Source organism: Bradyrhizobium sp. USDA 3240, assembly GCF_054063295.1.
Window position 1 is genome coordinate 2975130 of record NZ_JBSSGD010000002.1, and the last position, 20924, is coordinate 2996053.

Consider the following 20924-nt stretch of genomic DNA (forward strand, 5'->3'; position numbering starts at 1 on the left):
TGTCCTCACGCCTCGAGATGGCGGCCGGGAAACAGCTGCCGGACCAGGCCGCTGACATTGCCGAACAGCAGCGACACGATATAGAGCCCCGCCGCGACCAGGATGATCGCAGGACCGGAGGGAATCCGGGTCTGGTACGACAGCACCAGCCCGGCATAGCCCGACACAATCGCGCTCGCGACCGCGATGCAGATCATGGTGGTGATGTCGCGCGACCAGAACCGTGCGATGCCCGCGGGCAGGATCATCAGCCCGACGCCGAGCAGCGTGCCGAGCGCATGGAAGCCGTTGACGAGATTGACGACGACCAGCGCGAGGAAGGCGAGATGGGCCGGCGCGCCGGCCCGGCTCACGGTGCGCAGGAACACCGGATCGACGCATTCGATCACCAGCGGACGATAGATCACCGCGAGCACCAAGAGCGTGATGCTGGCGTTGAACGCGATCACCAGCAGGGTCTGGTCGTCCATCGCCAGGATATTTCCGAACAGCACGTGCAGCAGGTCGATATTGGTGCCTTTGATGGACACGATGGTGACGCCGAGCGCGAGCGAGACCAGATAGAAGGTCGCAAGCGAAGCGTCCTCCTTCAGCTCCGTGGTGCGGGCGACGAGGCCGGCGAGCAGCGCCACCGCAAAGCCGGCAATCAGGCCGCCGGTCGTCATCGCGAACAGGTTGAGCCCGGACAGCAGGAAGCCGATCGCAGCGCCCGGCAGGATCGCATGCGCCATGGCATCGCCGACCAGGCTCATCCGCCGCAGCATCAGGAACACGCCGATCGGCGCACCGCCGAGCGACAGCGCGATGACAGCCGCGAGCGCGCGGCGCATGAACTCGAATTCGGTGAAGGGCGTGATCAGCGCGTCGGTCAGCATCGGCGTCAGGCGGCCCGTGAGCGCGGATCGGCGGCGCAGGCCGCGGCGCTGTCGTCGAACGCCTCGCACATCCGCATCGCGACCGTCAGATTGTCCGGCGTCAGCGTCTCCGCGGTCGGGCCCCATTCCACCGGGCCGCGCGCCAACAGCAGCGTTTCCGGGAAATTGTTGCGCACCATGTCGAGGTCGTGCAGCGCCGCCAGCACCGTGCGCCCCTCGCCGTTCCAGCGCTTCACCAGCGTCAGGAGATCGGCGGTGGTCTTGGCATCGATGGCATTGAACGGCTCGTCGAGCACGATCAGGCGGGCGTCCTGCAACAGCACACGCGCGAACAGCATGCGCTGCATCTGGCCGCCGGACAGCGTGCCGATCGGGCGGTTCTCGAAGCCGTTGAGGCCGACGGCGGCGAGCGCCGCCAAAATCTTGTCGCGCGCGGCCTTGCCGATGCCACCGAAGAAGCCGGTCGAGCGCCACAGCCCGGTGCCGACGAAATCGAACACCGAGATCGGAAACGTACGGTCGATGTCGGCGGATTGCGGCAGGTAGGCGATGTCACGGTGGTCGAGGCCGTCGAGATCGATCACGCCCGACAGCGGCTTCAGCACGCCGGCGATGCCGCGCAGCAGCGTCGACTTGCCGGCGCCGTTCGGGCCGATCACGGCCAGCAGCGTGCCCGCCTCGACCGCACCGTTGAGGTGATGCACCGCCGGGTGCCGGTCATAGCCGAGCGTGACGTCGCGGAAGGTGACAAGCGGAGACCCCATCATTCACCTCATCGCCAGCCAGACGACGGCCCACAGGCAGGCCGAGACCGCGAGCGCCGCGCCCAGCCGGGCCGGCACCGGCATGCGCAGGATCGACCAGGGCGCGGCCTGGGCCGGATGCGCCGAGGGGCCATGGCTGTGCCCGTGGGGATGGCTGTGGCCGTGATGGTGGTGGTCGTCGTGGGAGTGCGTATGCGCCATGAGAAAACTGTTATATTATAACATAACGCGAGTCTACCAACGAGGAACTCATGGCCGCTCCGCAAAACCGGGAGAGATTTGAGCTGCGCCGGCAGAGTGACGACCTGGTTTACAGCTTTGTCCGGAAAGCCCGCCCCGACGGAACCGTCGGCTACCAGCGTCAGGATCAGGATCTCTGGATCGAGCACCGGCCGGGCTGGGGCTGGGTGGCCTGGGATCCGGCGAGCCAATCCTGCAGCGGCCGTCCCTGGAACGTGTTGCCGGCCGACCAGGGCGATCACCCACCGGAAGGCGACTGGGTGAGCCGGAAGGGGGCGAAGTCGTATGTCTATAGCCTGGTGTATGTGGGTTAGGCGGACGCGGGCCCGCGCGCAGTTCTCTCCAGCGTCGTCCTGGCGAAAGCCAGGACCCATAACCACCGCATTCAGTGATGAACGGGCTGGCGGCCCCAGCGTCGCGCAACAATTGACAGTTGGGGTAATGGGTCCTGGCTTTCGCCAGGACAACGATGAGGAGGGTTCTCGATTCAAGGGAGCGACGGGAGCCAGTCTACTGGCACACCGGCGCGGTCAGTTTCGGGTCGGCTGGTCTTGCTGACCAATATCCCCGCTGACCGAGCTCCGCATCGTTTGTCGCGGGAGCACATACGTAGCTCGTCTTGCCAACGCACATGGGCGAGCCAATCGAGAAGATGAGGTTTTCGTAGATGCAGTAACTGCCGATCCCGGACGGCAGATCGGTCGGCGGCGAAGTGGATCCGCCCAAATAGGGCTGTGAAGAAACGCCCGGCGCCCTGTCTTGCGCCGCGGCCGCTTGAAGGGAAATCAAAAGCGTCAGACACGTGACGATGCGGAGCATGGTCCCCTCCGGTCAAGGAATGCCGGCGAAGCGTCAAGCCACTTCCGCGCAGGAGCGCACGGGCAGGCCGCAACTGAAGCGCTAGCAGGCCAATATGACACTTGCTTTGCAAGTTGGTCCGCCCCGATCGCAAACAGGTTCAGGCAGCCGGCCCTGCTGACACCACGCTGTCAGCACGACGGGCGTAGGCAAACCTCGTGCGGGTACAACCCCGGGCGGGATTGGGAGGCAGCGTGGCATGCACGATCGCTCATCTGACGTCGCCCAAGAGCGATCGACCCTGATCACGCTCGTTCTTGGCCTTGGCGCGTTCCTGATCCTTTTCGATGTGACCGCGGTCGTGGTCGCCATGCCGGGCATAGCCGGGGATCTCGGGTTCGCCGTTGCCGGTTCCGCCTGGGTGATCGACGCCTACAGCCTTGCCCTCACCGGCGCGCTATTGGCATCAGGCGCGCTTGCGGACCGGTTCGGGCGGCGGCGCGCGATGCTGGTCGGCAACGTGGTGTTTCTGCTGGCGTCGATTGCCTGCGGCGCGGCGACGAGCGGTCCGTTGCTGCTCGCCGCACGCATGCTGCAAGGCATCGGAGCGGCCTTCCTGAGCACAGGCGCCATCGCGCTGGTCGCCGGGGCATTCCCGCATCAGCCTCAGCGGGCGCAGGCCTTCGGCACCATCGGGATGATCTCGGGCGTCGCCATGGCGCTAGGCCCAACGCTCGGTGGCCTGCTTGCCGCCTGGTTCGGCTGGCGCTGGATCTTCTATGCCAACATCCCCTTTTGCCTGACGCTGGCCCTTGCCGTGCCGCGGGTCGTTGCCGAGACGCATCAGCCGGGCGGGCGCCCGCTCGATCCGGTGGGTATCGTCCTGCTGACGCTCTCGCTGGGTCTCGCCATCGATGCGCTGTTGAGGCATGACGCCTCGCCGATCGTGAGAGCGGCCGAGCTGATCGCAAGCGTGGCGACCGCCGTCGGGTTCGTCCGGCAGCAGTGGCGCAGCCGCAACCCGGTGCTCGACCCGCGCGTGTTCGCGGCTCCGCCGATGATCGGGGTCGCGGCCTCGTTGACCGCGATCCAGTTCGGCTACTGGGCGGTGCTGGTCTATCTGCCGCTGTTCCTGAGCACCGCCCTGCATGTCAGCATGGAAGTGGCAGGCGTGGCGTTGCTTGCGACGACTTTGCCGATGCTGCTGGTCCCGCTGCTCGGTGGCCGCTTCGTCACCCAATGGGGCTGGCGGCGCTTCTTCATGATCGCCTCCGGCATCATCGCTGCTGGAGATGTGCTACTCGTGATCGCTGCGCTATCCGCCGACGCCGGGCTGCGCAGCATCGCAACGGCGACCGGCATGCTGACGATCGGCATCGGCGCGGCGCTGGCGAACCCGCAATTGGGAAGCGTCGCACTGGCGCTGGCGCCGCCCGCGCAGGCCGGCATGGCGTCCGCCATGACCATGATCGTCCGCCAGGCCGGTTTTGCCATCAGTATCGCGGCGCTGGGGGCGACGCTCGGGACAACGAAATCGACTTCGGCATTCGCGGCCCCGTTCGTCCTCGCAGCGTTCGGGGCGATTGCCGGCGTGGTTGCCGCCGCCATGCTGTTTCCTGCGGTGAAGACCGGAGCGTCGGAAAGCGCGGCGGAGCAGCGGTAGGGTGCCCCCTTCGTCATTCCGGGGCGCGCCCCTTGGCGCGAGCCCGGAATCCATTACGCCGCAGCGCGCGCAGTGAAATAGATTCCGGGTCCTCGCTTCGCGAGCCCCGGAATGACGAGGTGAAGTATGCGCTCACGCCTCCCTTGCGTAACTCTTCAACCTCGCCTCGAGCACCGCGATCACCTGGTCGCGGACCGGATCGCGGGAGCCTTTCAGCCAGGCGGCGGCGAGCGGCAGGCGGCCGGTGCTGCTACCGCGTTTTAGGCGCAGCGGCACAAAACGCACGCCCGGGATCGCCATGCGCGCGGTCCAGCGCGGCACGATGGCGACGCCGAGCCTTGCTGCGACCATATTGACGATGGTCTGCTTCTCGTCGGCGATCTCCTGGATGCGCGGCGTCAGCCCGGCCTCGTCGAACAGCTTGGTCGTGAGATCGTGGCTGTGCGGCCGCGAGCGGCGCTCCGGCACGATCAAGGGCTGATCGGCGATATCGGGCAGCACGATCTGCTTGCGCCGCGCCAGCGCATGCTTGTGCGACAGCGCCACCACGGCGGTCTCCTGCAGCAGCGGAAAGAACTCGATGCGCCGGTCGGGCCGCTCCGGCGGGCGCACGAAGGCGAGATCGAGCGCGCCCGACAACAGCTTCGGCAGCAGCCGGATGGTCTTCTCCTCGAGCAGCTGCACGGCAACGTCGGGATGCGCGGCACGGAGGTCACGCAGCAGCGGCGGCAGCAGGCCGGCCGCGGCGCTGTCGATCGCGCCGATCCGGAAGCGCCGGGCCTGCGGCTTGCGCAGCCGCCGGCGAAAGCCGTTCTCGATCGCCTCGGCGCGGCCGAGCAGCGCGCGTCCCTCGCGCAGCAGCACCGCGCCGTCCTCGGTCAGCGACACTGCACGCGTGGTGCGCGCGAACAGCCGCACCCCGAGATCCTCCTCCAGCAGCTTGATGTGGCGGCCGAGCGCCGAGGGCATCATCTGCAGGCGCTGCGCCGCGCGGCCGAAATGCAGTTCCTCGGCGGCCGCCACGAAGCAGCGAAGCTGATGCAGTTCCAAGGCGTACTCCAATGCTAGCCGGCGTCATTGCGAGCGCAAGCGAAGCAATCCATTGGGACCGCATATGCGGAACGATGGATTGCTTCGTCGCTTCGCTCCTCGCAATGACGAGAGGGCGATTATATCATTTTTTTGTATAAACCGGCGCGGATTGAATCGGAAGGGCGCAAGCCTCTAGCTTCCCGATGGCGCGGCGACATGCGCCGTCCCAACAAACAAGACGAACCCTGAGGAAGCCCATGGAAAGCGAGCTTGGCACGCGCGTGTTGCGCAAGATCTCACTGCGCATCGTGCCGTTCATCATGCTGCTGTACTTCGTGGCCTTCATCGACCGCGTCAATATCGGCTTCGCCTCGCTGACCATGAACAAGGACATCGGCCTGTCGCCGACGGTCTACGGCTTCGGCGCCGGTATCTTCTTCTGGGGCTACTTCCTGTTCGAGGTGCCCTCCAACATCATCCTGCACAAGATCGGCGCGCGGATCTGGATCGCGCGGGTGATGATCACCTGGGGTATCGTTTCGGCGGCGATGGCGCTGGTGCAGGGCGCGACCAGCTTCTATGTGCTGCGCTTCCTGCTCGGCGCCGCCGAGGCCGGCTTCTTCCCCGGCATCATCCTCTACCTCTCCTACTGGTTCCCGGCGCGGCAGCGCGCCGCCGTCACCGCGCTGTTCATGGCCGCAGCGCCGCTCTCGACCGTGCTCGGCTCGCCGGTGTCGGGCGCACTCTTGGAGATGGACGGCCTGTTCGGCTTCAAGGGCTGGCAATGGCTGTTCGTGCTGGAGGCCGTGCCGGCTGTGCTGCTCGGTTTCGTCGTGCTCGGCTTCCTGACCGACCGGCCGGAGCAGGCCAAATGGCTCGCCGAGGACGAGCGCGCCTGGCTGGTCAAGACCATGAAGGCCGAGAACGACGGCAAGGCCGCGACCGCGAGCCACAGCATCTGGCGCGGCCTGGCCGACCCGCGCGTGCTGGCGCTGGCGCTGGTCTATTTCGGCACCTCGGCCGGGCTCTACACACTTGGCGTGTGGGCGCCGCAGATCATCAAGGCGTTCGGCCTGTCGTCGCTGCAAGTCGGCTTCCTCAACGCGGTGCCGGCAACCATCGCCGTGATCGCGATGATCCTGTGGGCGCGGCATTCCGACCGCACCGGCGAACGCACCTGGCACGTCGTGATCGCCTGCCTGATCGCGGCCGCAGGACTTGCGCTTGCCGGATTGTGGACCAGCCTCGCCGCCGTGATCGCGGCATTGACGCTGGTCAATATCGGCATCTCCTCGTCGAAGCCACCGCTATGGAGCATGCCGACCATGTTCCTGTCCGGCTCGGCCGCCGCGGCCGGGATCGCCACCATCAACTCGATCGGCAATCTCGGCGGCTTCGTCGGACCTGCGATGATCGGCTGGATCAAGGAACGCACCGGCAGTTTCGAGGGCGGCCTCTATTTCGTCGCCGGCCTGCTGGTGCTGTCGGCCGTGCTCACGCTGCTGCTGTCGCGCGCGCAAGCCGCACCCGTACCAGCCGAACCGCAACCCAATCCTGTGCGAACCCGCTAACCACATATCGGAGAGAACCCATGCGTACCCATTCCATCGCCGCCATCCCCGCCGACGGTATCGGCCCCGAAGTGATCTCCGCGGGTGTTCGCGTGCTCCAGGCGCTGGCGAAGCGCTCAGGCGACATCAGCTTCAACGTCAAGACCTTCGACTGGGGCTCGGACTATTACAAGAAGCACGGCGTGATGATGCCGGCCGACGGGCTCGCCGACCTGAAGACCTTCGACGCGATCTATTTCGGCGCGGTCGGCGCGCCCGACGTGCCCGATCACATCACGCTGTGGGGCCTGCGGCTGCCGATCTGCCAGGGTTTTGACCAATACGCCAATGTGCGGCCGACAAAAATCCTGCCCGGTGTCGCCTCGCCGCTGCGCAATGTCGGCGTCGGCGATCTCGACTGGGTGATCGTGCGCGAGAACTCCGAGGGCGAATATGCCGGGATGGGCGGACGTGCACACCGCGGCCTGCCGGAAGAGGTCGGCACCGAGGTCGCGGTGTTCACGCGGGTCGGCGTGACGCGGATCATGCGCTATGCGTTCCAGCTCGCGCAGTCGCGGCCGCGCAAATTCCTCACCGTGGTGACCAAGTCGAACGCGCAGCGCCACGGCATGGTGATGTGGGACGAGATCGCCGCCGAGGTGGCGAAGGAATTTCCCGACGTCACCTGGGACAAGATGCTGGTCGACGCCATGACGGTGCGGATGACGCTGCATCCGAAGAGCCTCGACACCATCGTGGCGACCAACCTGCACGCCGACATCCTCTCGGATCTCGCAGGCGCCCTGGCCGGCAGCCTCGGCGTCGCGCCGACCGGCAATATCGACCCGCAGCGCCGCTTCCCCTCGATGTTCGAGCCGATCCACGGCTCGGCGTTCGACATCACCGGCAAGGGCATCGCCAATCCGGTCGCGACCTTCTGGACCGGTGCGCAGATGCTGGAGCATCTCGGCGAAAAGGACGCCGCCGCGCGCCTGATGGCCGCGGTCGAGAAGGTGTGCGCGGCCGGCGTGCTGACGCCCGACGTCGGCGGCACGGCAACGACCAAGGAAGTGACCGACGCCGTGATCGATGCGATCCATGGGTCGAATGTTTAGCTGGGGTCGCTCTCTCATCATGCAGTGAGGCGAGCACGCTGGTCGGGCTCCCTCCCCCCCTTGTGGGGGAGGGTTGGGGAGAGGGGTGCCGCTTGCTCCGCTGACCAAGAGGATTAGCGACGCCCGCCCCGCACGCTGACCAACGATCGCCTATCGCTCGCATCGCGCCCGGGGCCACCCCTCACCCCACCCTCTCCCACAAGGGGAGAGGGAGCCTGACCGGGGTGCTCACCTGACGAGGGATTCGGTGAGGATACTTCCAATACCAGCAACCGGGGAACAAACCGTGCTACCCGATCTGACCAGACGACACTTCATGACTGCTGGAGGACTATCGATCATGGCCGCGATGACGGGGATACAGCCGGCAGGCGCCGCGACGTGGCGCGATGAGATCCGCGCCATCGCGTTCGACGTCCAGGGGACGTGCGTCGATTTCTATCAGCCGATCCTGCGCGCGGGACAAGCCGTCAACGCCGCGAAGGGGCTCACGCTCGATTGGGCCAAGCTCTCGAGTGAGTGGCGCGATCTTTATCGTGCCGCGCTCGACGACGTGATCGCCGGCAAGCGCGCGTGGATTCGGGTCGACCGCATCTATCGCGAGGCGCTCGATGTGCTGCTCGATCGCCACGGCCTCTCGGAGGCGTTCTCAAGCGACGAGCGCGACGAACTGAACACGGTGTGGAGCAGGCTCGACGCATGGCCCGACAGCGTCGATGGCCTTGCGCGCCTGCGCAGCCGGTTCGTGACCTCGACCTTGTCGAATGCCGGCATGGCCGCGGTGGTGGCGGTGGTCAAGCACGCGAAACTGCCGTTCGACGCCGTGCTGACCGCGGAGCTTGCGCACAGCTACAAGCCGTCACCCGCGGTGTATCAGCTCGCCGTCGACTACCTCGGCTATCCCGCCGACAGGATCCTGATGGTCGCCTGCCACAAATACGACCTGAAAGCGGCCCGCGCCTTCGGCATGCGCACCGCGTTCGTCGCCCGTCCGCTGGAATTCGGGCCGGCGGCGAAGGTCGACGTCGCGCCGGAATCCTGGATCGACCTGCACGCGGACAGCTTTGCGCAACTCGCCGACATGCTCGTGCCGGCGTAACGACACTTTTCCGGGATCATGCTCCCGGCGCACCCGCCTCCGCGCAATTGGTCAGCCGCGCCGGGACGCCGACGGCGGTGCAGCCGGCCGGCACATCCGACGTCACTAGCGCACCGGCGCCGACCTTGGCGAAATCGCCGACGGTGAGATCTCCGATCAGCGTTGCGCCGGCGCTGAGCAGCACGCCGCGGCCGATCGTCGGGGCATGGCGCGGGTCATCCTGATGCCGCGCGATGGTGACGTTCTGCAGGATCGTGACCTCGTCGCCAATCGAAGCCAACGCGCCGATGATGATGCCGGTGCCGTGATCGAGGAACACCGCCGTTCCGATCCGGGCCGACGGGTGAATGCTGATCTGCAACTGGTCCGCCGCCGCACTGTGCATCAACAGCGCGAGGTCGGGGCGATCGTGGCGCCAGAGCCAGTTCGACACCCGCCAGGCTTGCAGCGCGACGTAGCCCTTGAAGTTGAGGAGCGGCTGCAGCAAGCCCGTGATCGCCGGGTCGCGGCCCACGATGGCTGTGAGATCGATGGCCGCGGCTTCGACCAGCGCGGGTTCGGCCGCGAACGCTTCGCGGGCGGTGCGCACGAACTGCGCGCGATCGGTTTCCGCGCGACTGATGCCCCGGCCGATCAGGAAGGCGAGCACGCCGCCGAGGTCGCCCTGATCGAGGATGAAGGCAGCCGACGCCTCGAGAAATGGATCGGCGACAACGGCAGCTTCCGCCTCGCGCCGGATCGCAAGCCAGAGATCGTCAGGACTCGCCGTCGCAAATGCCGCCATGATCACCTCATCGCCCGGATTCCGACGATAGAGCGGGCATGGCAGCCGCACAATGCAAACCGCCCGCTTGCTTGTCGCAAACGGGCGGCTCGGGGCCATCAGGTGTTATGGGGGCACATCGCCTGAAGGCTCAGTGCTTGCCTCGCGGGATCAGCTCTGCGGCGGCGGCTGATCGTTCGGCGGGGTCGGACGGGTCTTGTGCTGCGCCATGAAGGCGTCGAACTCTTCTTTGTCCTTGGCGTGGCGCAGGCGATCGAGGAAGTTCTTGAACTCGACCTGCTCTTCCTCGAGCCGGCGCAGCGTGTCCTGGCGGTACTCGTCGAAGGCGCGGTTGCCACTGGTGGGCGGGCCGAAGCCGCCGAACGGGAAGCCGCGGCGCTCCATGCGGCTCTTCATCCGCTCCATCTTGTCCTGCATGCGCTCCATCTTGTTCGCCCAACGATCCTGATCGTAGTGACTCCAACAGGCCATTTTTCTGCTCCCGAGTGTGAAAAAGAGAAGGGCGAGGCCGATCGGCCACCAGATCATGAAGCCGAGGATGATCCCGGCGATCTTCAGGGGATGCCACGGCGTCGCGTAGAAGTGCGGTCGGTAGGGCTCTTCGACGGGGCCGCGCCAGCGATTGACATCAGCGGTGTAGGCCATTTCCTTCTCCATGACGGCAATCACGCCGTTGTGAATGTAAATAACATTTACATAGATAGCCGAGCCCTCGGGAAAGTCAAGCAGAGCAGATGACGCACCCCTCGGATTATTTTTAGGCCAGCCGTTGAACCTTATTTCGGCTTGCCCCACGGGCCGGCAGGCTTTTCGTCGGCTGCCGCGGTTCCCGGCTTGCGATCCGTGAGGAAGCCAAGGCCGCGCAGATAGATCAGCACTTCGGCCTCGAGCAGATCCTCCGGCGACATCGGCAGCTTGCGCCGCGCGGCATCGCCGCGGCCGAACAGCGAGGCGACGCCGTGCGACATCGACCAGATATGCAGCGCCATCATCATCGCCGGCGGGCGCGGTGTGCCCGGCGGCGCCAGTGCCGCGAGCCGCTCGGCGGCGGCGCGGATGATCGCGAACGCGCGTTCGCTTGCCGCCATCAAGGTCGGATTGGAATCGACCGGCAAGCCGGATTCGAACATCGCAGAGTAGAACGCGGGCTCCTCGCGCGCGAAGGCGAGATAGGCCTTGCCGACCCGCTCGAACGCCGAGACGGTGTCAGGACGGCCGTCGTCCCAGGCCTGCGTCAGCAGCGACTCGAACTGCTCGAAGCCGCGCTGCGCGATGCTGGCGATCAGCTCGTCACGGTCGCGGAAGTGGCGGTAGGGCGCGGCGGGGCTGACGCCGGCCATCCGCGCGGCATCGGCGAAGGTGAAGCCGGCCGGCCCCTTCTTCGAGATCAGGTCGAGGGCTGCCTGTAGCAACGCCTCTTTGAGATTGCCGTGATGATAGCCGCGCTCGGCGCGGCCTTGGTCCTTGCGCCAGCTCATGTGAACGGCTTTTACATGAGCCGGCGGTAAAGGTCACTAGCGGCCAGGCCGACGGTTCATCAAGATTAACGGATCAGCGAGCTGAACGCCGCCGAGGCCTGCCTCGCCAGGCCGTCGCACGCGTTGCGGGACTAGGCGGGGACGTAGGTCAACCTGATGGTGTTCTCGCCCAGCCGATCGCTCGCTATGAGGCGGAGCGGCGCGCGGGGGCCGGCAAAGAACGGCTTGCCGCGACCGAGCACGATCGGGCGGAGGTAGATTCGATACTCGTCAATCAGGCCGAGCTCGGTCAGGTTCCCCGCCAGCTCCGGTCCGGCGACCTCGATCTCGCCGTCGAGCCGGGCCTTCAGCCCGCGTACCGCCGCCGCGAGGTCCCCCTCGACGAGCGTCGCGTTGGGTCCGACCGACTTCAGCGAGCGCGACACGACCCACTTTGGCCGGCTCCGCCACGCTGCCGCATAATCGCGCTCCTCCGCATCCCAGCCAGGGAGGTCATCGTCCCAATAGCGCATCACCTCATACATGCGGCGGCCGTACAGCATGCCGCTCACGCCGCGCACCTGCTCGATGAAATGACGAAACAGCCCGGTGTCCGGCAGCATGGCCTGATGATCGACATAGCCGTCGAGCGACTGGTTCAATCCGAACACCAGCTTCGCCATGGCGCGAGACCTCCACCCCGGGATTTCAGATTTGCTTGGGCCGGCATGAACCGAGAGCGACGTCGGGCGGATCAATGCAGCTTGTCGGTAGATCGAACAAGCAGACGTTCGATCTACCGGAACGGAGCCCTCTCCCGCGGCAAGCGGGAGAGATGAAGTGAGTTGGGGCTCTCGGCCCCGGGGACTACCGTCCCGGGATCGGCAGCACCGGCATGATCTCCACGGCCTCGCCGGGGAAGATCGCAAAGTGCGGGTGGTTCTCGAACAGCTTTGCTGCCGCCTCATGCGAGGGCGCGCGCACCACAGTGAAGCCGGTCATCAGATTGGCGATGTCGGCGGTGCCGCCGGCGCCGACCTGCTTGGTGTTGCCGAGCGGTCCGCCCATCTCGACGATCACGTCGTGGTGCTTCTCGACCCAGGCGCCCCACGCGGCCATGCCCTGCTGCTCCTTGGCACGCCGTTCGGCCTCCGGCAGCGCGTTCCAGGCTGTCATGCGCGAACCGGTTTTGCCGCCGCCGAGATAGACGGCAAGGTAAGTGTTGGTGCTCATCGTGCTTCTCCGTTGTGGTGGTTTGACGATCGGTCGGTCACACGATGCCGCTTTGCGGCGGCATCGCGTCTCGTTTGAGATTTAGCGCAGCGCCTTGCCCCAGCCGCCCTGCGGATGCTCGAAGGTCGAAGCCGCCTGCTGCACTTCCTCGGAGAAATCCGCCATCTCCTGCACCTGGCGGATCTCAATCATCTCGTTCGCACTGGCCGGGCACTTCTTGGCCCAAGCGATCGCTTCGGCGCGCGAGGCAACCTCGATCATCCAGAAGCCGCCGATCACTTCCTTGGCCTCGATGAAGGGGCCGTCGACCACCATGGGCTCGCCGGTATCGAACTTGACCCGTGCGCCTGACGCCGGCGGATGCAGGCCTTCCAGCGTGATCAGCACGCCGGCGTCCTTCAGCGCCTGATTGTATCGCATCATCGCGGCGACCCGTTCCGGGTCGAGCTCGAGTTTGGCCGGCGCGGACTCGTAGCCGAGCGGGATCATCAGCATCATGAAACGCATTGGTCGGACTTCCTTGTCTGTTGAATCGCGTGTGACTCTTTCCCTCGTCATTCCGGGATGCGCAGGCCCGGATTGACGAAATCATTACTTCTTTCCGGCCTGCGCACGCAGGCGCTCTCCCTGTTCGCGCGGCTCTGGCGTCAGCGCCTCGCCGAAATCCTCCGCGGCAAACACCTGGCGGATCTCGATCTCGGAGCCGCCGCCGAACGGCGCGCGCTTCATCCAGCCGATCGCTTCATCGAGCGAGGAGGTCTCGATCAGCCAGAAACCGCACACGAGATCGCCGGTCGGGCTGAACGGTCCGTGGCTCACGGTGCTCTGCCCGCCGGCATATTTGACGCGTGCGCCCTTGTTGGTCGGATGCAGGCCCTCGCCGGCCTGCATCACGCCGGCCTTGACCATCTCCTCGTTGAACTTGCCCATCGCGGCGAGCAGCTCGGTGCTCGGCATCACGCCGGCCTCGGTATCCTTGTTCGCCTTCACGATCACCATGAACTTCATCGTCCTGCTCCGTTGTCTCTGTGCCGATCTCAGCACCGGCGCTCGATTGAACGACGATGCAGAGTCTGCAATTCCGACACGGCGTTTGAAATTATTCTCGAGGTCATTGACGTACGCCCCGCGCTAGTCATCGATCGCCTGATAGGCGAGCGTCCAGAAATCGGCGAACACCCTGGGCGGCTCCGGCGAATCCATCATGCGCTGGGTCAGCAGGATTCCGGTCATCGTTTCGCGCGGATCGGAATACCAGGAGGTGCCATAGCCGCCGTCCCAGCCGTAGCGACCCGGCACATGACAGAGATCGTCGCGCGCGGTGAACACCGACAGCCCGAAGCCCCAGCCGCACGAACCGAGCAAGAACTCGGAGCCAAGTTTCTGCTCCGGCGTGATCTGGTTCGAAGTCATCAGCTCGACCGAGGGACGCGACAGGATGCGCTCGGTGCCGAGCCGCCCGCCATTGAGCAGCATCTGCGCGAAGGCGTTGAAATCATCCGCGGTCGACACCAGCCCGGCGCTGCCGTTCTCGAACACCGGCGGCGCCGCGTATCTGCCGGTCGCAGGTTCGTCGAACACTTTCAGCGTGCCGGTCGCAGGATCGCCGCCATAGCACGTCGCAAACCGCGACAGCTTGTGCTGCGGCACATGGAAAGCCGTATCGATCATGCCGAGCGGCCCGAAGATCCGCTCTTCCAGGAAGCCCGCGAACGAGGTTCCGGCAACACGCGCGATCAGGACGCCGAGGATCAGGCTCCCGGTGTTGTAGAGCCAGCGTTCGCCAGGCTGGTAAGCCAGCGGCAGCGTACCGTAGCGGCGCAGCAATTCATCCGGCGGAAACGACGGAAACACCGGCCCGGGCGCGAAGCCAGCATCCGCGATCGCCATCTGGATCGGATAGCGCGCCGGAAACACCGGGATCATGCCGAGCCCGAGACGGAAGGTCAGAAGGTCGCGTAGCGTGATCGCGCGCCTGGCCGGCACCGTGTCGTGGATCTCGGATTCGATGGTGCGCAACACACGGCGATCGGCGAGTTCGGGCAGCCAGCGATCGAGGGGATCATCAAGCCTGAGCCGGCATTCCTCGACCAGGATCATCGCGGCGACCGCCGTCACCGGCTTGGTCATCGAGGCGATGCGGAAGATGGTGTCGCGCTGCATCGGCGGCCCGTCCACCGCCATGCGTCCAAGCACATCGGCATGGATCTCGCCGCGACGGCTGACCAGCGCCACGAGGCCCGGAACGTCGCCGTCTTCGACATGGCGCGCCAGCACCTCGCGCATGCGTCCGAGCCGTGCCTGCGACAGGCCGCTGCTTTCACTTGCAATGGACATTTTCCGGGTTTCCTTCGCAGAATTCGTGCTCGCCTGCGACCATCGGGCGAGCGATATCACCGAGTTTGCCTTATCGATCCTGCCTGACGAGTTCGCCATCCTGATGCGACGGACCGAAATAGACGTCGATGCGCGACACCTTGTCGCCGTCGAACACGAAGAACTCGGTGTTGCGGAAGCTCTTGCCGTCGCGGGCGACGCAGCGATAGGTGACGAAAGCCTCAACGCCTTCGACCATGATGCGCTCGATCTCGTGGCGGCCGATCCAGCCAGAGTCGCGCCAGCATTCGGCGAAATAACGCGGCTTGTCGATGTTCTCGCCATGGGGCGTCGAGAAGCGGAAATTCTCGGCGAATGCGGCCTCGACGCTCGCACGGTCATTGGCGAGATAGGCGGCGAAGAGCCCGCGGATGATCTCCGCCCTGTTGCCAGCTGCAGCCATGTCGTCTCCCACAAAGTGCCGCCCGAGCCCCGGGGCGCGACTTGCGCTCCAGAACCCGGGCTTCAGGGAGAAGACGAACGGAGCGGCGCGAAAGCGACATCGCGCCGCGATTTATTTTCGGGGTCCTGACCGAGCCTCAGGTTCCCTTGTCGGTTCAGTCCCCCTTGGGGAACATGCCGAAATAGGGCTCGGCTTCCTTGAGGACGCGCGCGAAGGACGGTCGTGCCTTCAGCCGCTCGAGATAGGCCGCCAGATGTGGATGGCCCTCCCCGATCGGCTCGACCTTGTTGCCGTAGAACAGCGCCGGCGCGGCCGCACAGTCTGCCAGCGAGACCTGCTCGCCCATCATCCAGCCACCATGCGCGAGCTGCTGATCCAGGGTCGCATAGGAGGTGCGGAGCTGCGCCCGCGCCTCGGCGACGCCCCGCGGATCCTTGCTGTCCGCCGGACGCAGCCGGTCGCCGACGATCTTCTGCAACGGCAGATGGACATAGAGATCGAGGAAGCGGTCGCGTAGCCGGGTCTGCAACGCAAGCTCGGGGTCGTCAGGAATTAGCCTGACGGTGCCGGGATAGTGCCGGTCGAGATATTCGATAACGATGCTCGATTCAGGCACCGCCTCGCCGCGCGTATCGTCGTGGAGGACGGGAAAGCGGCCGATCGGCGAGAGCGCGAGCAGCGCCGCGCGCTCGGCGGGATCGCCGAGATTGACCATGTTCGGCGTGAACGGCGCGCCGTTCTCATAAAGCGCGACCAGCGCCTTCCAGCAGAACGAGGACAGCGGGTGGTAATGCAGGGTCAGTGACATCAGAACTCCATTGTGGAACCAGTATCCGGAGGACGGACCGGAAACCGCTCTGCCGACATCTCGTGCGGAAATTATTTTGCCCGTCACCCGGCGCCGAGAGCGGGCATCGACGCGACGCGCATTCGTTGAGCACGCGAATCGCGGTGCTGAATCGATCCGTGAAGCAGTCAGCAATATCAACGTTCGTAATAGGTCTATCAGCGGCGCTGAAGTAGACGCGTTGCAATCATCCGCATCAGACCAAAGTTGTCACCAATTTTCGTCCGTAAGATTACGGTGAACATCGCATCACGACTATGGATGATAGCGTGCACATCAGAAAATTACTTCGCAATCTGAGATAGATGCGCGCGCGCCGCGCTGCATTGTGCAGTCCGTGCCAGGCCGCAGGCTTTACCGATGCTAAACGGCTCGCTGCAACCTTTCCGTGAGTTGCGTCAATCCAATTTCCCATCCCGTTTCATTTGAAACTTCACGGAGCCCTGATGTTCAGTTTCAGCAACAAGGCAAACATCGACAGTGCGCTGGCGCAAGCCGCAGCGATCGGCAAATCGCAGGCGGTGATCGAGTTCAAGCTCGACGGCACCATCGTCACCGCCAACGAAAACTTCCTGAACGCGATGGGCTACTCGCTCGACGAGATCAGGGGCAAGCACCACAGCATGTTCGTCGAGCCGGCGTATCGCGACAGCCACGACTATCGCGCGTTCTGGGCGAGCCTCAACCGCGGCGAATTCCAGGCCGCGCAGTACAAGCGCGTTGCCAAGGGCGGTCGCGAGGTCTGGATCCAGGCCTCCTACAACCCGATCCAGGACAAGAACGGCAAGCCGGTCGGCGTCATCAAGTTTGCCACCGACATCACCGCGCAGAAGATCCACAGCATGGAAGATGCCGGCAAGATCGCCGCGATCGGCCGCGCGCAAGCGGTGATCGAGTTCAACATGGACGGCACCATCGTCAATGCCAACGAGAACTTCCTCGGCGCGATGGGTTACTCGCTCGCCGAGATTCAGGGCAAGCATCACAGCATGTTCATGCCGCCGGCCGACCGCGACAGCCCGGCCTATCGCGATTTCTGGGCACGGCTGAACCGCGGCGAGTTCGAGACCGGCGAGTTCAAGCGGCTCGCCAAGGGCGCCAAAGAGATCTGGATCCTCGCCAGCTACAACCCGATCCTCGACGATCGCGGCAAACCGTTCAAGGTCGTCAAGTTCGCGACCGACGTCACGCAGCAGAAGCTGCAGGCCGCCGACAATGACGGCCAGATCGACGCCATCGGCAAGTCGCAAGCCGTGATCGAGTTCAACATGGACGGTACGATCCGCACCGCGAACCCGAACTTCCTCGCCGCGATGGGCTATCTGCTCGCCGAGATTCAGGGCAAGCATCACAGCATGTTCGTCGAGCCGGTCGAGGCGAGCTCGGCGGGCTACCGCGAGTTCTGGGGAGCGCTGAACCGCGGCGAGTTTCAGGCCGCCGAATACAAGCGCATCGCCAAGGGCGGCCGCGAGATCTGGATCCAGGCTTCCTACAACCCGATCCTTGATCTCAACGGCAAGCCCTACAAGGTGGTGAAATACGCCACCGACATCACCGCGCAGGCGATCGGCCGCAAGAAGGCCGACAGCGCGCGCGGCCTGATCGAGGCGGTTGCCGCCGGCAGCGAAGAGATGAGCGCTTCAATCCGCGAGATCTCGGAGACCATGACCAAGTCGAAGCAGAACGCCGCGGTCGCCAGCGGCCGCGTCGAGGCTGCCGACGGACAGGCGCAGAAGCTCAACGCCGCAGCACAGGCGATGAGCGGCATCGTCGAGATGATCTCGAGCATCACCGGGCAGATCAACCTGCTCGCGCTCAACGCCACGATCGAATCGGCGCGTGCGGGCGAAGCCGGCCGCGGCTTCGCGGTGGTGGCCTCCGAGGTGAAGAGCCTCGCCAACCAGGCCAAGCAGGCGACCGACACGATCTCCTCGGAGATCGATGCGCTGAACTCGATCGCCGCCGAAGTGGTGACCTCGCTGTCCGAGATCAAGGCGGCGATCGCCGGCGTCAACGAATACATCACCTCCACCGCCGCCGCGGTCGAGGAGCAGAGCATCGTCACGCAGGACATGTCGACAAACATGCAGCGCGCCTCCGCCGAGCTCGCGGCGTAGGTTGCGGTGCGATCCTCGAAGGATGGACGGCCCGGGCTGGTGGCCGTGCATCCTTCGAGACGCGCGCCGAATGACGAAGAATCCCCATCGGGTTGACACGTCGGAGTAAAGGTCGCAGACGGTCGGGGCTTGCTGCCCGAACCGATGGACCATCCGATGAATTCCGCTTCCCCCAAAGTCGCACTCGTGACCGGCGCCGCGCGCGGTATCGGGCTCGCCGCCGCGAAACGCTTTCTCGCCGACGGCTGGCGCGTCGCGCTGCTCGACATCGAGGGCGAACTGCTGCGCGCCGCGGTGGCGGCATTGAAGCAGCCTGACGCGACGCTGGCGCTGACCTGCGACGTATCGGACGCCGCTGGTGTGGCAGCCGCAATCGCTGCGATCACGAGCCGCTTCGGCCGGCTCGACGCGCTGGTCAACAACGCCGGCATCGCCGTGTTCACGCCGGTGCTGGAGACCTCGGACGCCGACTGGAACCGGATCATGGCGGTCAACCTCACCGGCCCGTTCCTGTGTACCAAGGCGGCTGCGCCTGTGATGCGCGAGCACGGCGGCGGTGCGATCGTCAACATCACCTCGATCTCGGCGGTCCGCGCCTCGACGCTGCGCTCGGCCTACGGCACCAGCAAGGCCGGCCTTGCGCACCTCACCAAGCAGCTCGCGGTGGAGCTCGCCTCGCTCGGCATCCGCGTCAACGGCGTCGCGCCCGGGCCGGTCGAGACCGCGATGGCCAAGGCCGTGCACACGCCCGAGATCCGCGCCGACTATCACGACGCCATCCCGCTTAACCGTTACGGGCTGGAGGAGGAGCTGGCGGAAGCGATCTTCTTCCTGTGCTCGGATCGCGCCAGCTACATCACCGGCCAGATCCTCGCCGTCGACGGCGGCTTCGACGCCGCCGGCATCGGCCTGCCGACCCTGCGCGGCCAGCGGCGGAATGGGTAGCAACGCGGATCCTCTCTCCGTCATTGCGAGCGAAGCGAAGCAATCCATCGCGCCGCAAGCGGAGAAATGGATTGCTTCGTCGCTGACGCTCCTCGCAATGACGGGATGGAGCTGCGCGCTTGATCTATCACCGTCACCCTGAGGAACGCGTAGCGCGTCTCGAAGGGTCGACGGCCCGGCTGGTGGCCGTGCATCCTTCGAGGCTCGCAAGAGCTCGCACCTCAGGATGACGGGGTTGGTAGCGGCGGCAGGTTCACCGCAACGACGCGCCAGGCGTCCGCCAGCCGATCGATCCGCGTCAGCGACAGCGGATCGATGACGAAGCGAAGCGCCAGCTCCGGCGTCAGCTCGAGCGCGATTGCGAGGATCGCGCGGATGGTGCCGGAGTGCACGACCAGCACGACGTCGCCGGCCGGCAGGCGCGCCAGCCCTGCCCGCGCCCGCGCGATCTGATCGGCAAAGCTTTCACCGCCGGGCGGCCGGTTGGTGCCCGGCGATTGCCAGAATGCGCGATACGCCGCCGTGCCGAGCTCAGCCTCGATCTCGCTGTGGCGCCGGCCGGTCCAGTCGCCAAAATCCTGCTCGCGAAAGGCATCATCCGCGGTTGCCGTGAGGCCAAGCCGCACAGCGGTCTCGCTTGTGCGCCGCGCCGGACTGCACACCGCGAAAGCGTCAGCCGGCAGCCGCGCCTTTAGCGCTGCAAAGGCTGCGGCATCGCCGAGGTCCGCGGGCGCATCGGGCGCGTGGATCACGCCGCGCGGACCGTCGACCGGCGCGTGGCGGATCAGCCAGAGATGCGTTTCGTGATCCATGTTTCGTTCACCCGAATCGCGCCGCGAGCAGCACCAGGATCGCGGTCTCCGCAACCTGCTCTGCCCCGCCAAGCACGTCGCCGGTCTGGCCGCCGATCTGCCGCTTTGCCAGCAGCGCCATGATCAATGCGCCCGCGCCGGCCGCGATCGCCGCCAGCAGCGCGCTGCCGAACGGCAAGACGAGGATTGCGATCACCAGCGCAATACCGGCCGCGACCGCCGCAATCGTGCCGTCGGGCCGACCGGCATTGGCCGCGAGCCCATCCTTGCGCGCGAAAGGCAGGCTGATCGCGATCCACGGCAGCACGCCGCGGCCGAGCGCATGTGCCGCGATCAGGCTCTGAACCACCATATCGTTGGGAAGCGCCGCCAGCGCCGCAAGCCTGGTGGCAAAGCTCACCAGCAGCGCCAGCGCGCCATAGGTGCCGAGCCGGCTGTCGCGCATGATCTCGAGCTTGGCCGCGACATTGCGGCCGCCGCCGAACCCGTCGGCAACATCGGCGAGCCCGTCCTCATGCAGCGCGCCGGTCAACAGCGCGCCGCCACCGAGCGCCAGCGCCGCCGCGGCGAGGTCCGGCACACCGATCGTTCGCAGCAGCAGGCAGAACAGGCCGATCGCCGCCCCGATGCCGGCGCCGACCAGCGGGAACAGCCGCTGTGCCCGGGCAAAGCCCTCCGGCCGCGCGCCGTCCGGATGCGGCATCGGCAGGCGGGTCAGAAAGGCGGTGGCGGTCCTGAGATCGTCGAGCCATTGATTCATGGTGAAGGCCTGAAAATTGAACTAAAGCGCGATGAGATCGGGCTGAATCTCATC

24 protein-coding genes are annotated in these 20924 nt (G+C 65.8%); 7 read left to right on the plus strand and 17 right to left on the minus strand.

Translation table 11 applies throughout. The features are described 5' to 3' along the window. Positions 1-5 precede the first annotated feature (5 nt). The 3 genes from ACVIGA_RS14840 to ACVIGA_RS14850 are packed head-to-tail and all read right to left on the minus strand — an operon-like array spanning position 6 to position 1840. Entirely contained in the window at positions 6-875 is an 870-nt protein-coding gene (locus ACVIGA_RS14840) for a metal ABC transporter permease (RefSeq protein ID WP_456670811.1), read from the minus strand. Between the two features lie 5 nt (positions 876-880). Beyond that, positions 881-1639, minus strand: a complete 759-nt coding sequence (locus ACVIGA_RS14845; RefSeq protein WP_456666958.1) for a metal ABC transporter ATP-binding protein — start codon at positions 1637-1639, stop codon at positions 881-883. 3 nt (positions 1640-1642) lie between these two features. Continuing rightward, positions 1643-1840: a hypothetical protein gene (locus ACVIGA_RS14850; protein WP_212313921.1), complete on the minus strand. Its 198-nt coding sequence runs from the start codon at positions 1838-1840 to the stop codon at positions 1643-1645. Between the two features lie 50 nt (positions 1841-1890). On the opposite strand from ACVIGA_RS14850, the gene ACVIGA_RS14855 reads away from it, so the two are divergent. Continuing rightward, positions 1891-2193 carry a hypothetical protein gene (locus ACVIGA_RS14855; RefSeq protein ID WP_456666959.1) on the plus strand — a complete coding sequence of 101 codons (303 nt, stop codon included), beginning with the start codon at positions 1891-1893 and terminating at the stop codon, positions 2191-2193. 196 nt (positions 2194-2389) lie between these two features. Here ACVIGA_RS14855 and ACVIGA_RS14860 read toward each other — a convergent pair whose 3' ends face one another. Continuing rightward, entirely contained in the window at positions 2390-2698 is a 309-nt protein-coding gene (locus ACVIGA_RS14860; protein ID WP_223966842.1) for a hypothetical protein, read from the minus strand. 238 nt (positions 2699-2936) lie between these two features. Between ACVIGA_RS14860 and ACVIGA_RS14865 the strand changes: the two genes are divergently transcribed. Continuing rightward, a complete protein-coding gene (locus tag ACVIGA_RS14865; RefSeq protein WP_456666960.1) occupies positions 2937-4340 on the plus strand; it encodes an MFS transporter in 1404 nt (467 codons plus the stop codon). Positions 4341-4472: 132 nt separating this feature from the next. Here ACVIGA_RS14865 and ACVIGA_RS14870 read toward each other — a convergent pair whose 3' ends face one another. Beyond that, on the minus strand, positions 4473-5390 hold the full coding sequence (locus tag ACVIGA_RS14870; RefSeq protein WP_456666961.1) for a LysR family transcriptional regulator: 918 nt from the start codon (positions 5388-5390) through the stop codon (positions 4473-4475). A gap of 239 nt (positions 5391-5629) precedes the next feature. Here ACVIGA_RS14870 and ACVIGA_RS14875 point away from each other — a divergent pair, with 239 nt between their 5' ends. From ACVIGA_RS14875 to ACVIGA_RS14885, 3 genes are all read left to right on the plus strand, one after another. After that, positions 5630-6943 (plus strand): MFS transporter, encoded by a 1314-nt coding sequence (locus tag ACVIGA_RS14875; protein WP_456666962.1) that lies wholly within the window; start codon positions 5630-5632, stop codon positions 6941-6943. 20 nt (positions 6944-6963) lie between these two features. Further along, on the plus strand, positions 6964-8037 hold the full coding sequence (locus ACVIGA_RS14880) for a tartrate dehydrogenase (RefSeq protein WP_456666963.1): 1074 nt from the start codon (positions 6964-6966) through the stop codon (positions 8035-8037). 340 nt (positions 8038-8377) lie between these two features. Continuing rightward, positions 8378-9136, plus strand: coding sequence for a haloacid dehalogenase type II (locus ACVIGA_RS14885; RefSeq protein WP_456666964.1), 759 nt, complete (start codon positions 8378-8380; stop codon positions 9134-9136). Between the two features lie 16 nt (positions 9137-9152). Here the strand turns inward: ACVIGA_RS14885 and ACVIGA_RS14890 are convergent, their stop codons facing one another. From ACVIGA_RS14890 to ACVIGA_RS14935, 10 genes are all read right to left on the minus strand, one after another. Then, on the minus strand, positions 9153-9920 hold the full coding sequence (locus ACVIGA_RS14890; protein WP_456666965.1) for a serine O-acetyltransferase: 768 nt from the start codon (positions 9918-9920) through the stop codon (positions 9153-9155). Between the two features lie 150 nt (positions 9921-10070). After that, positions 10071-10565 carry a DUF2852 domain-containing protein gene (locus ACVIGA_RS14895; RefSeq protein ID WP_456670812.1) on the minus strand — a complete coding sequence of 165 codons (495 nt, stop codon included), beginning with the start codon at positions 10563-10565 and terminating at the stop codon, positions 10071-10073. A gap of 131 nt (positions 10566-10696) precedes the next feature. Beyond that, the gene (locus tag ACVIGA_RS14900; protein WP_375777119.1) at positions 10697-11398 is read right to left on the minus strand and encodes a TetR/AcrR family transcriptional regulator; all 702 of its coding nucleotides are present in this window, start codon (positions 11396-11398) and stop codon (positions 10697-10699) included. A gap of 131 nt (positions 11399-11529) precedes the next feature. Continuing rightward, positions 11530-12060, minus strand: coding sequence for a dihydrofolate reductase family protein (locus tag ACVIGA_RS14905; protein ID WP_456666966.1), 531 nt, complete (start codon positions 12058-12060; stop codon positions 11530-11532). Between the two features lie 184 nt (positions 12061-12244). Continuing rightward, positions 12245-12610 carry a YciI family protein gene (locus tag ACVIGA_RS14910; RefSeq protein WP_223966830.1) on the minus strand — a complete coding sequence of 122 codons (366 nt, stop codon included), beginning with the start codon at positions 12608-12610 and terminating at the stop codon, positions 12245-12247. 81 nt (positions 12611-12691) lie between these two features. Then, the gene (locus tag ACVIGA_RS14915) at positions 12692-13117 is read right to left on the minus strand and encodes a YciI family protein (RefSeq protein WP_456666967.1); all 426 of its coding nucleotides are present in this window, start codon (positions 13115-13117) and stop codon (positions 12692-12694) included. An 84-nt stretch (positions 13118-13201) separates the two neighbouring features. Next, a complete protein-coding gene (locus ACVIGA_RS14920; protein ID WP_456666968.1) occupies positions 13202-13618 on the minus strand; it encodes a YciI family protein in 417 nt (138 codons plus the stop codon). Between the two features lie 123 nt (positions 13619-13741). After that, positions 13742-14947 (minus strand): serine hydrolase domain-containing protein, encoded by a 1206-nt coding sequence (locus ACVIGA_RS14925; protein ID WP_456666969.1) that lies wholly within the window; start codon positions 14945-14947, stop codon positions 13742-13744. Between the two features lie 70 nt (positions 14948-15017). After that, on the minus strand, positions 15018-15389 hold the full coding sequence (locus tag ACVIGA_RS14930; protein WP_375777123.1) for a nuclear transport factor 2 family protein: 372 nt from the start codon (positions 15387-15389) through the stop codon (positions 15018-15020). 154 nt (positions 15390-15543) lie between these two features. After that, entirely contained in the window at positions 15544-16197 is a 654-nt protein-coding gene (locus ACVIGA_RS14935) for a glutathione S-transferase family protein (protein ID WP_456666970.1), read from the minus strand. Positions 16198-16682: 485 nt separating this feature from the next. Between ACVIGA_RS14935 and ACVIGA_RS14940 the strand changes: the two genes are divergently transcribed. Together ACVIGA_RS14940 and ACVIGA_RS14945 are read left to right on the plus strand one after the other, a co-directional pair. Beyond that, positions 16683-18353, plus strand: a complete 1671-nt coding sequence (locus ACVIGA_RS14940) for a methyl-accepting chemotaxis protein (RefSeq protein WP_456666971.1) — start codon at positions 16683-16685, stop codon at positions 18351-18353. A gap of 156 nt (positions 18354-18509) precedes the next feature. After that, positions 18510-19298, plus strand: coding sequence for an SDR family NAD(P)-dependent oxidoreductase (locus tag ACVIGA_RS14945; protein WP_456666972.1), 789 nt, complete (start codon positions 18510-18512; stop codon positions 19296-19298). A 221-nt stretch (positions 19299-19519) separates the two neighbouring features. Here ACVIGA_RS14945 and ACVIGA_RS14950 read toward each other — a convergent pair whose 3' ends face one another. Together ACVIGA_RS14950 and cobS are read right to left on the minus strand one after the other, a co-directional pair. Next, complete coding sequence (locus ACVIGA_RS14950) at positions 19520-20110, minus strand: histidine phosphatase family protein (RefSeq protein ID WP_456666973.1); 591 nt, start codon at positions 20108-20110, stop codon at positions 19520-19522. Positions 20111-20117: 7 nt separating this feature from the next. After that, positions 20118-20870 (minus strand): adenosylcobinamide-GDP ribazoletransferase, encoded by a 753-nt coding sequence (gene cobS / locus ACVIGA_RS14955; protein ID WP_456666974.1) that lies wholly within the window; start codon positions 20868-20870, stop codon positions 20118-20120. Positions 20871-20924 lie beyond the last annotated feature (54 nt).

Coding starts and splice junctions, on each gene's coding strand:
- ACVIGA_RS14840 (WP_456670811.1), bottom strand. CDS start 875: ATGCTGACCGACGCGCTGATCACGCCCTTCACCGAATTCGAGTTCATG.
- ACVIGA_RS14845 (WP_456666958.1), bottom strand. CDS start 1,639: ATGGGGTCTCCGCTTGTCACCTTCCGCGACGTCACGCTCGGCTATGAC.
- ACVIGA_RS14850 (WP_212313921.1), bottom strand. CDS start 1,840: ATGGCGCATACGCACTCCCACGACGACCACCACCATCACGGCCACAGC.
- ACVIGA_RS14855 (WP_456666959.1), top strand. CDS start 1,891: ATGGCCGCTCCGCAAAACCGGGAGAGATTTGAGCTGCGCCGGCAGAGT.
- ACVIGA_RS14860 (WP_223966842.1), bottom strand. CDS start 2,698: ATGCTCCGCATCGTCACGTGTCTGACGCTTTTGATTTCCCTTCAAGCG.
- ACVIGA_RS14865 (WP_456666960.1), top strand. CDS start 2,937: ATGCACGATCGCTCATCTGACGTCGCCCAAGAGCGATCGACCCTGATC.
- ACVIGA_RS14875 (WP_456666962.1), top strand. CDS start 5,630: ATGGAAAGCGAGCTTGGCACGCGCGTGTTGCGCAAGATCTCACTGCGC.
- ACVIGA_RS14880 (WP_456666963.1), top strand. CDS start 6,964: ATGCGTACCCATTCCATCGCCGCCATCCCCGCCGACGGTATCGGCCCC.
- ACVIGA_RS14885 (WP_456666964.1), top strand. CDS start 8,378: ATGGCCGCGATGACGGGGATACAGCCGGCAGGCGCCGCGACGTGGCGC.
- ACVIGA_RS14890 (WP_456666965.1), bottom strand. CDS start 9,920: ATGGCGGCATTTGCGACGGCGAGTCCTGACGATCTCTGGCTTGCGATC.
- ACVIGA_RS14895 (WP_456670812.1), bottom strand. CDS start 10,565: ATGGCCTACACCGCTGATGTCAATCGCTGGCGCGGCCCCGTCGAAGAG.
- ACVIGA_RS14900 (WP_375777119.1), bottom strand. CDS start 11,398: ATGAGCTGGCGCAAGGACCAAGGCCGCGCCGAGCGCGGCTATCATCAC.
- ACVIGA_RS14905 (WP_456666966.1), bottom strand. CDS start 12,060: ATGGCGAAGCTGGTGTTCGGATTGAACCAGTCGCTCGACGGCTATGTC.
- ACVIGA_RS14910 (WP_223966830.1), bottom strand. CDS start 12,610: ATGAGCACCAACACTTACCTTGCCGTCTATCTCGGCGGCGGCAAAACC.
- ACVIGA_RS14915 (WP_456666967.1), bottom strand. CDS start 13,117: ATGCGTTTCATGATGCTGATGATCCCGCTCGGCTACGAGTCCGCGCCG.
- ACVIGA_RS14920 (WP_456666968.1), bottom strand. CDS start 13,618: ATGAAGTTCATGGTGATCGTGAAGGCGAACAAGGATACCGAGGCCGGC.
- ACVIGA_RS14925 (WP_456666969.1), bottom strand. CDS start 14,947: ATGTCCATTGCAAGTGAAAGCAGCGGCCTGTCGCAGGCACGGCTCGGA.
- ACVIGA_RS14930 (WP_375777123.1), bottom strand. CDS start 15,389: ATGGCTGCAGCTGGCAACAGGGCGGAGATCATCCGCGGGCTCTTCGCC.
- ACVIGA_RS14935 (WP_456666970.1), bottom strand. CDS start 16,197: ATGTCACTGACCCTGCATTACCACCCGCTGTCCTCGTTCTGCTGGAAG.
- ACVIGA_RS14940 (WP_456666971.1), top strand. CDS start 16,683: ATGTTCAGTTTCAGCAACAAGGCAAACATCGACAGTGCGCTGGCGCAA.
- ACVIGA_RS14945 (WP_456666972.1), top strand. CDS start 18,510: ATGAATTCCGCTTCCCCCAAAGTCGCACTCGTGACCGGCGCCGCGCGC.
- ACVIGA_RS14950 (WP_456666973.1), bottom strand. CDS start 20,110: ATGGATCACGAAACGCATCTCTGGCTGATCCGCCACGCGCCGGTCGAC.
- cobS (WP_456666974.1), bottom strand. CDS start 20,870: ATGAATCAATGGCTCGACGATCTCAGGACCGCCACCGCCTTTCTGACC.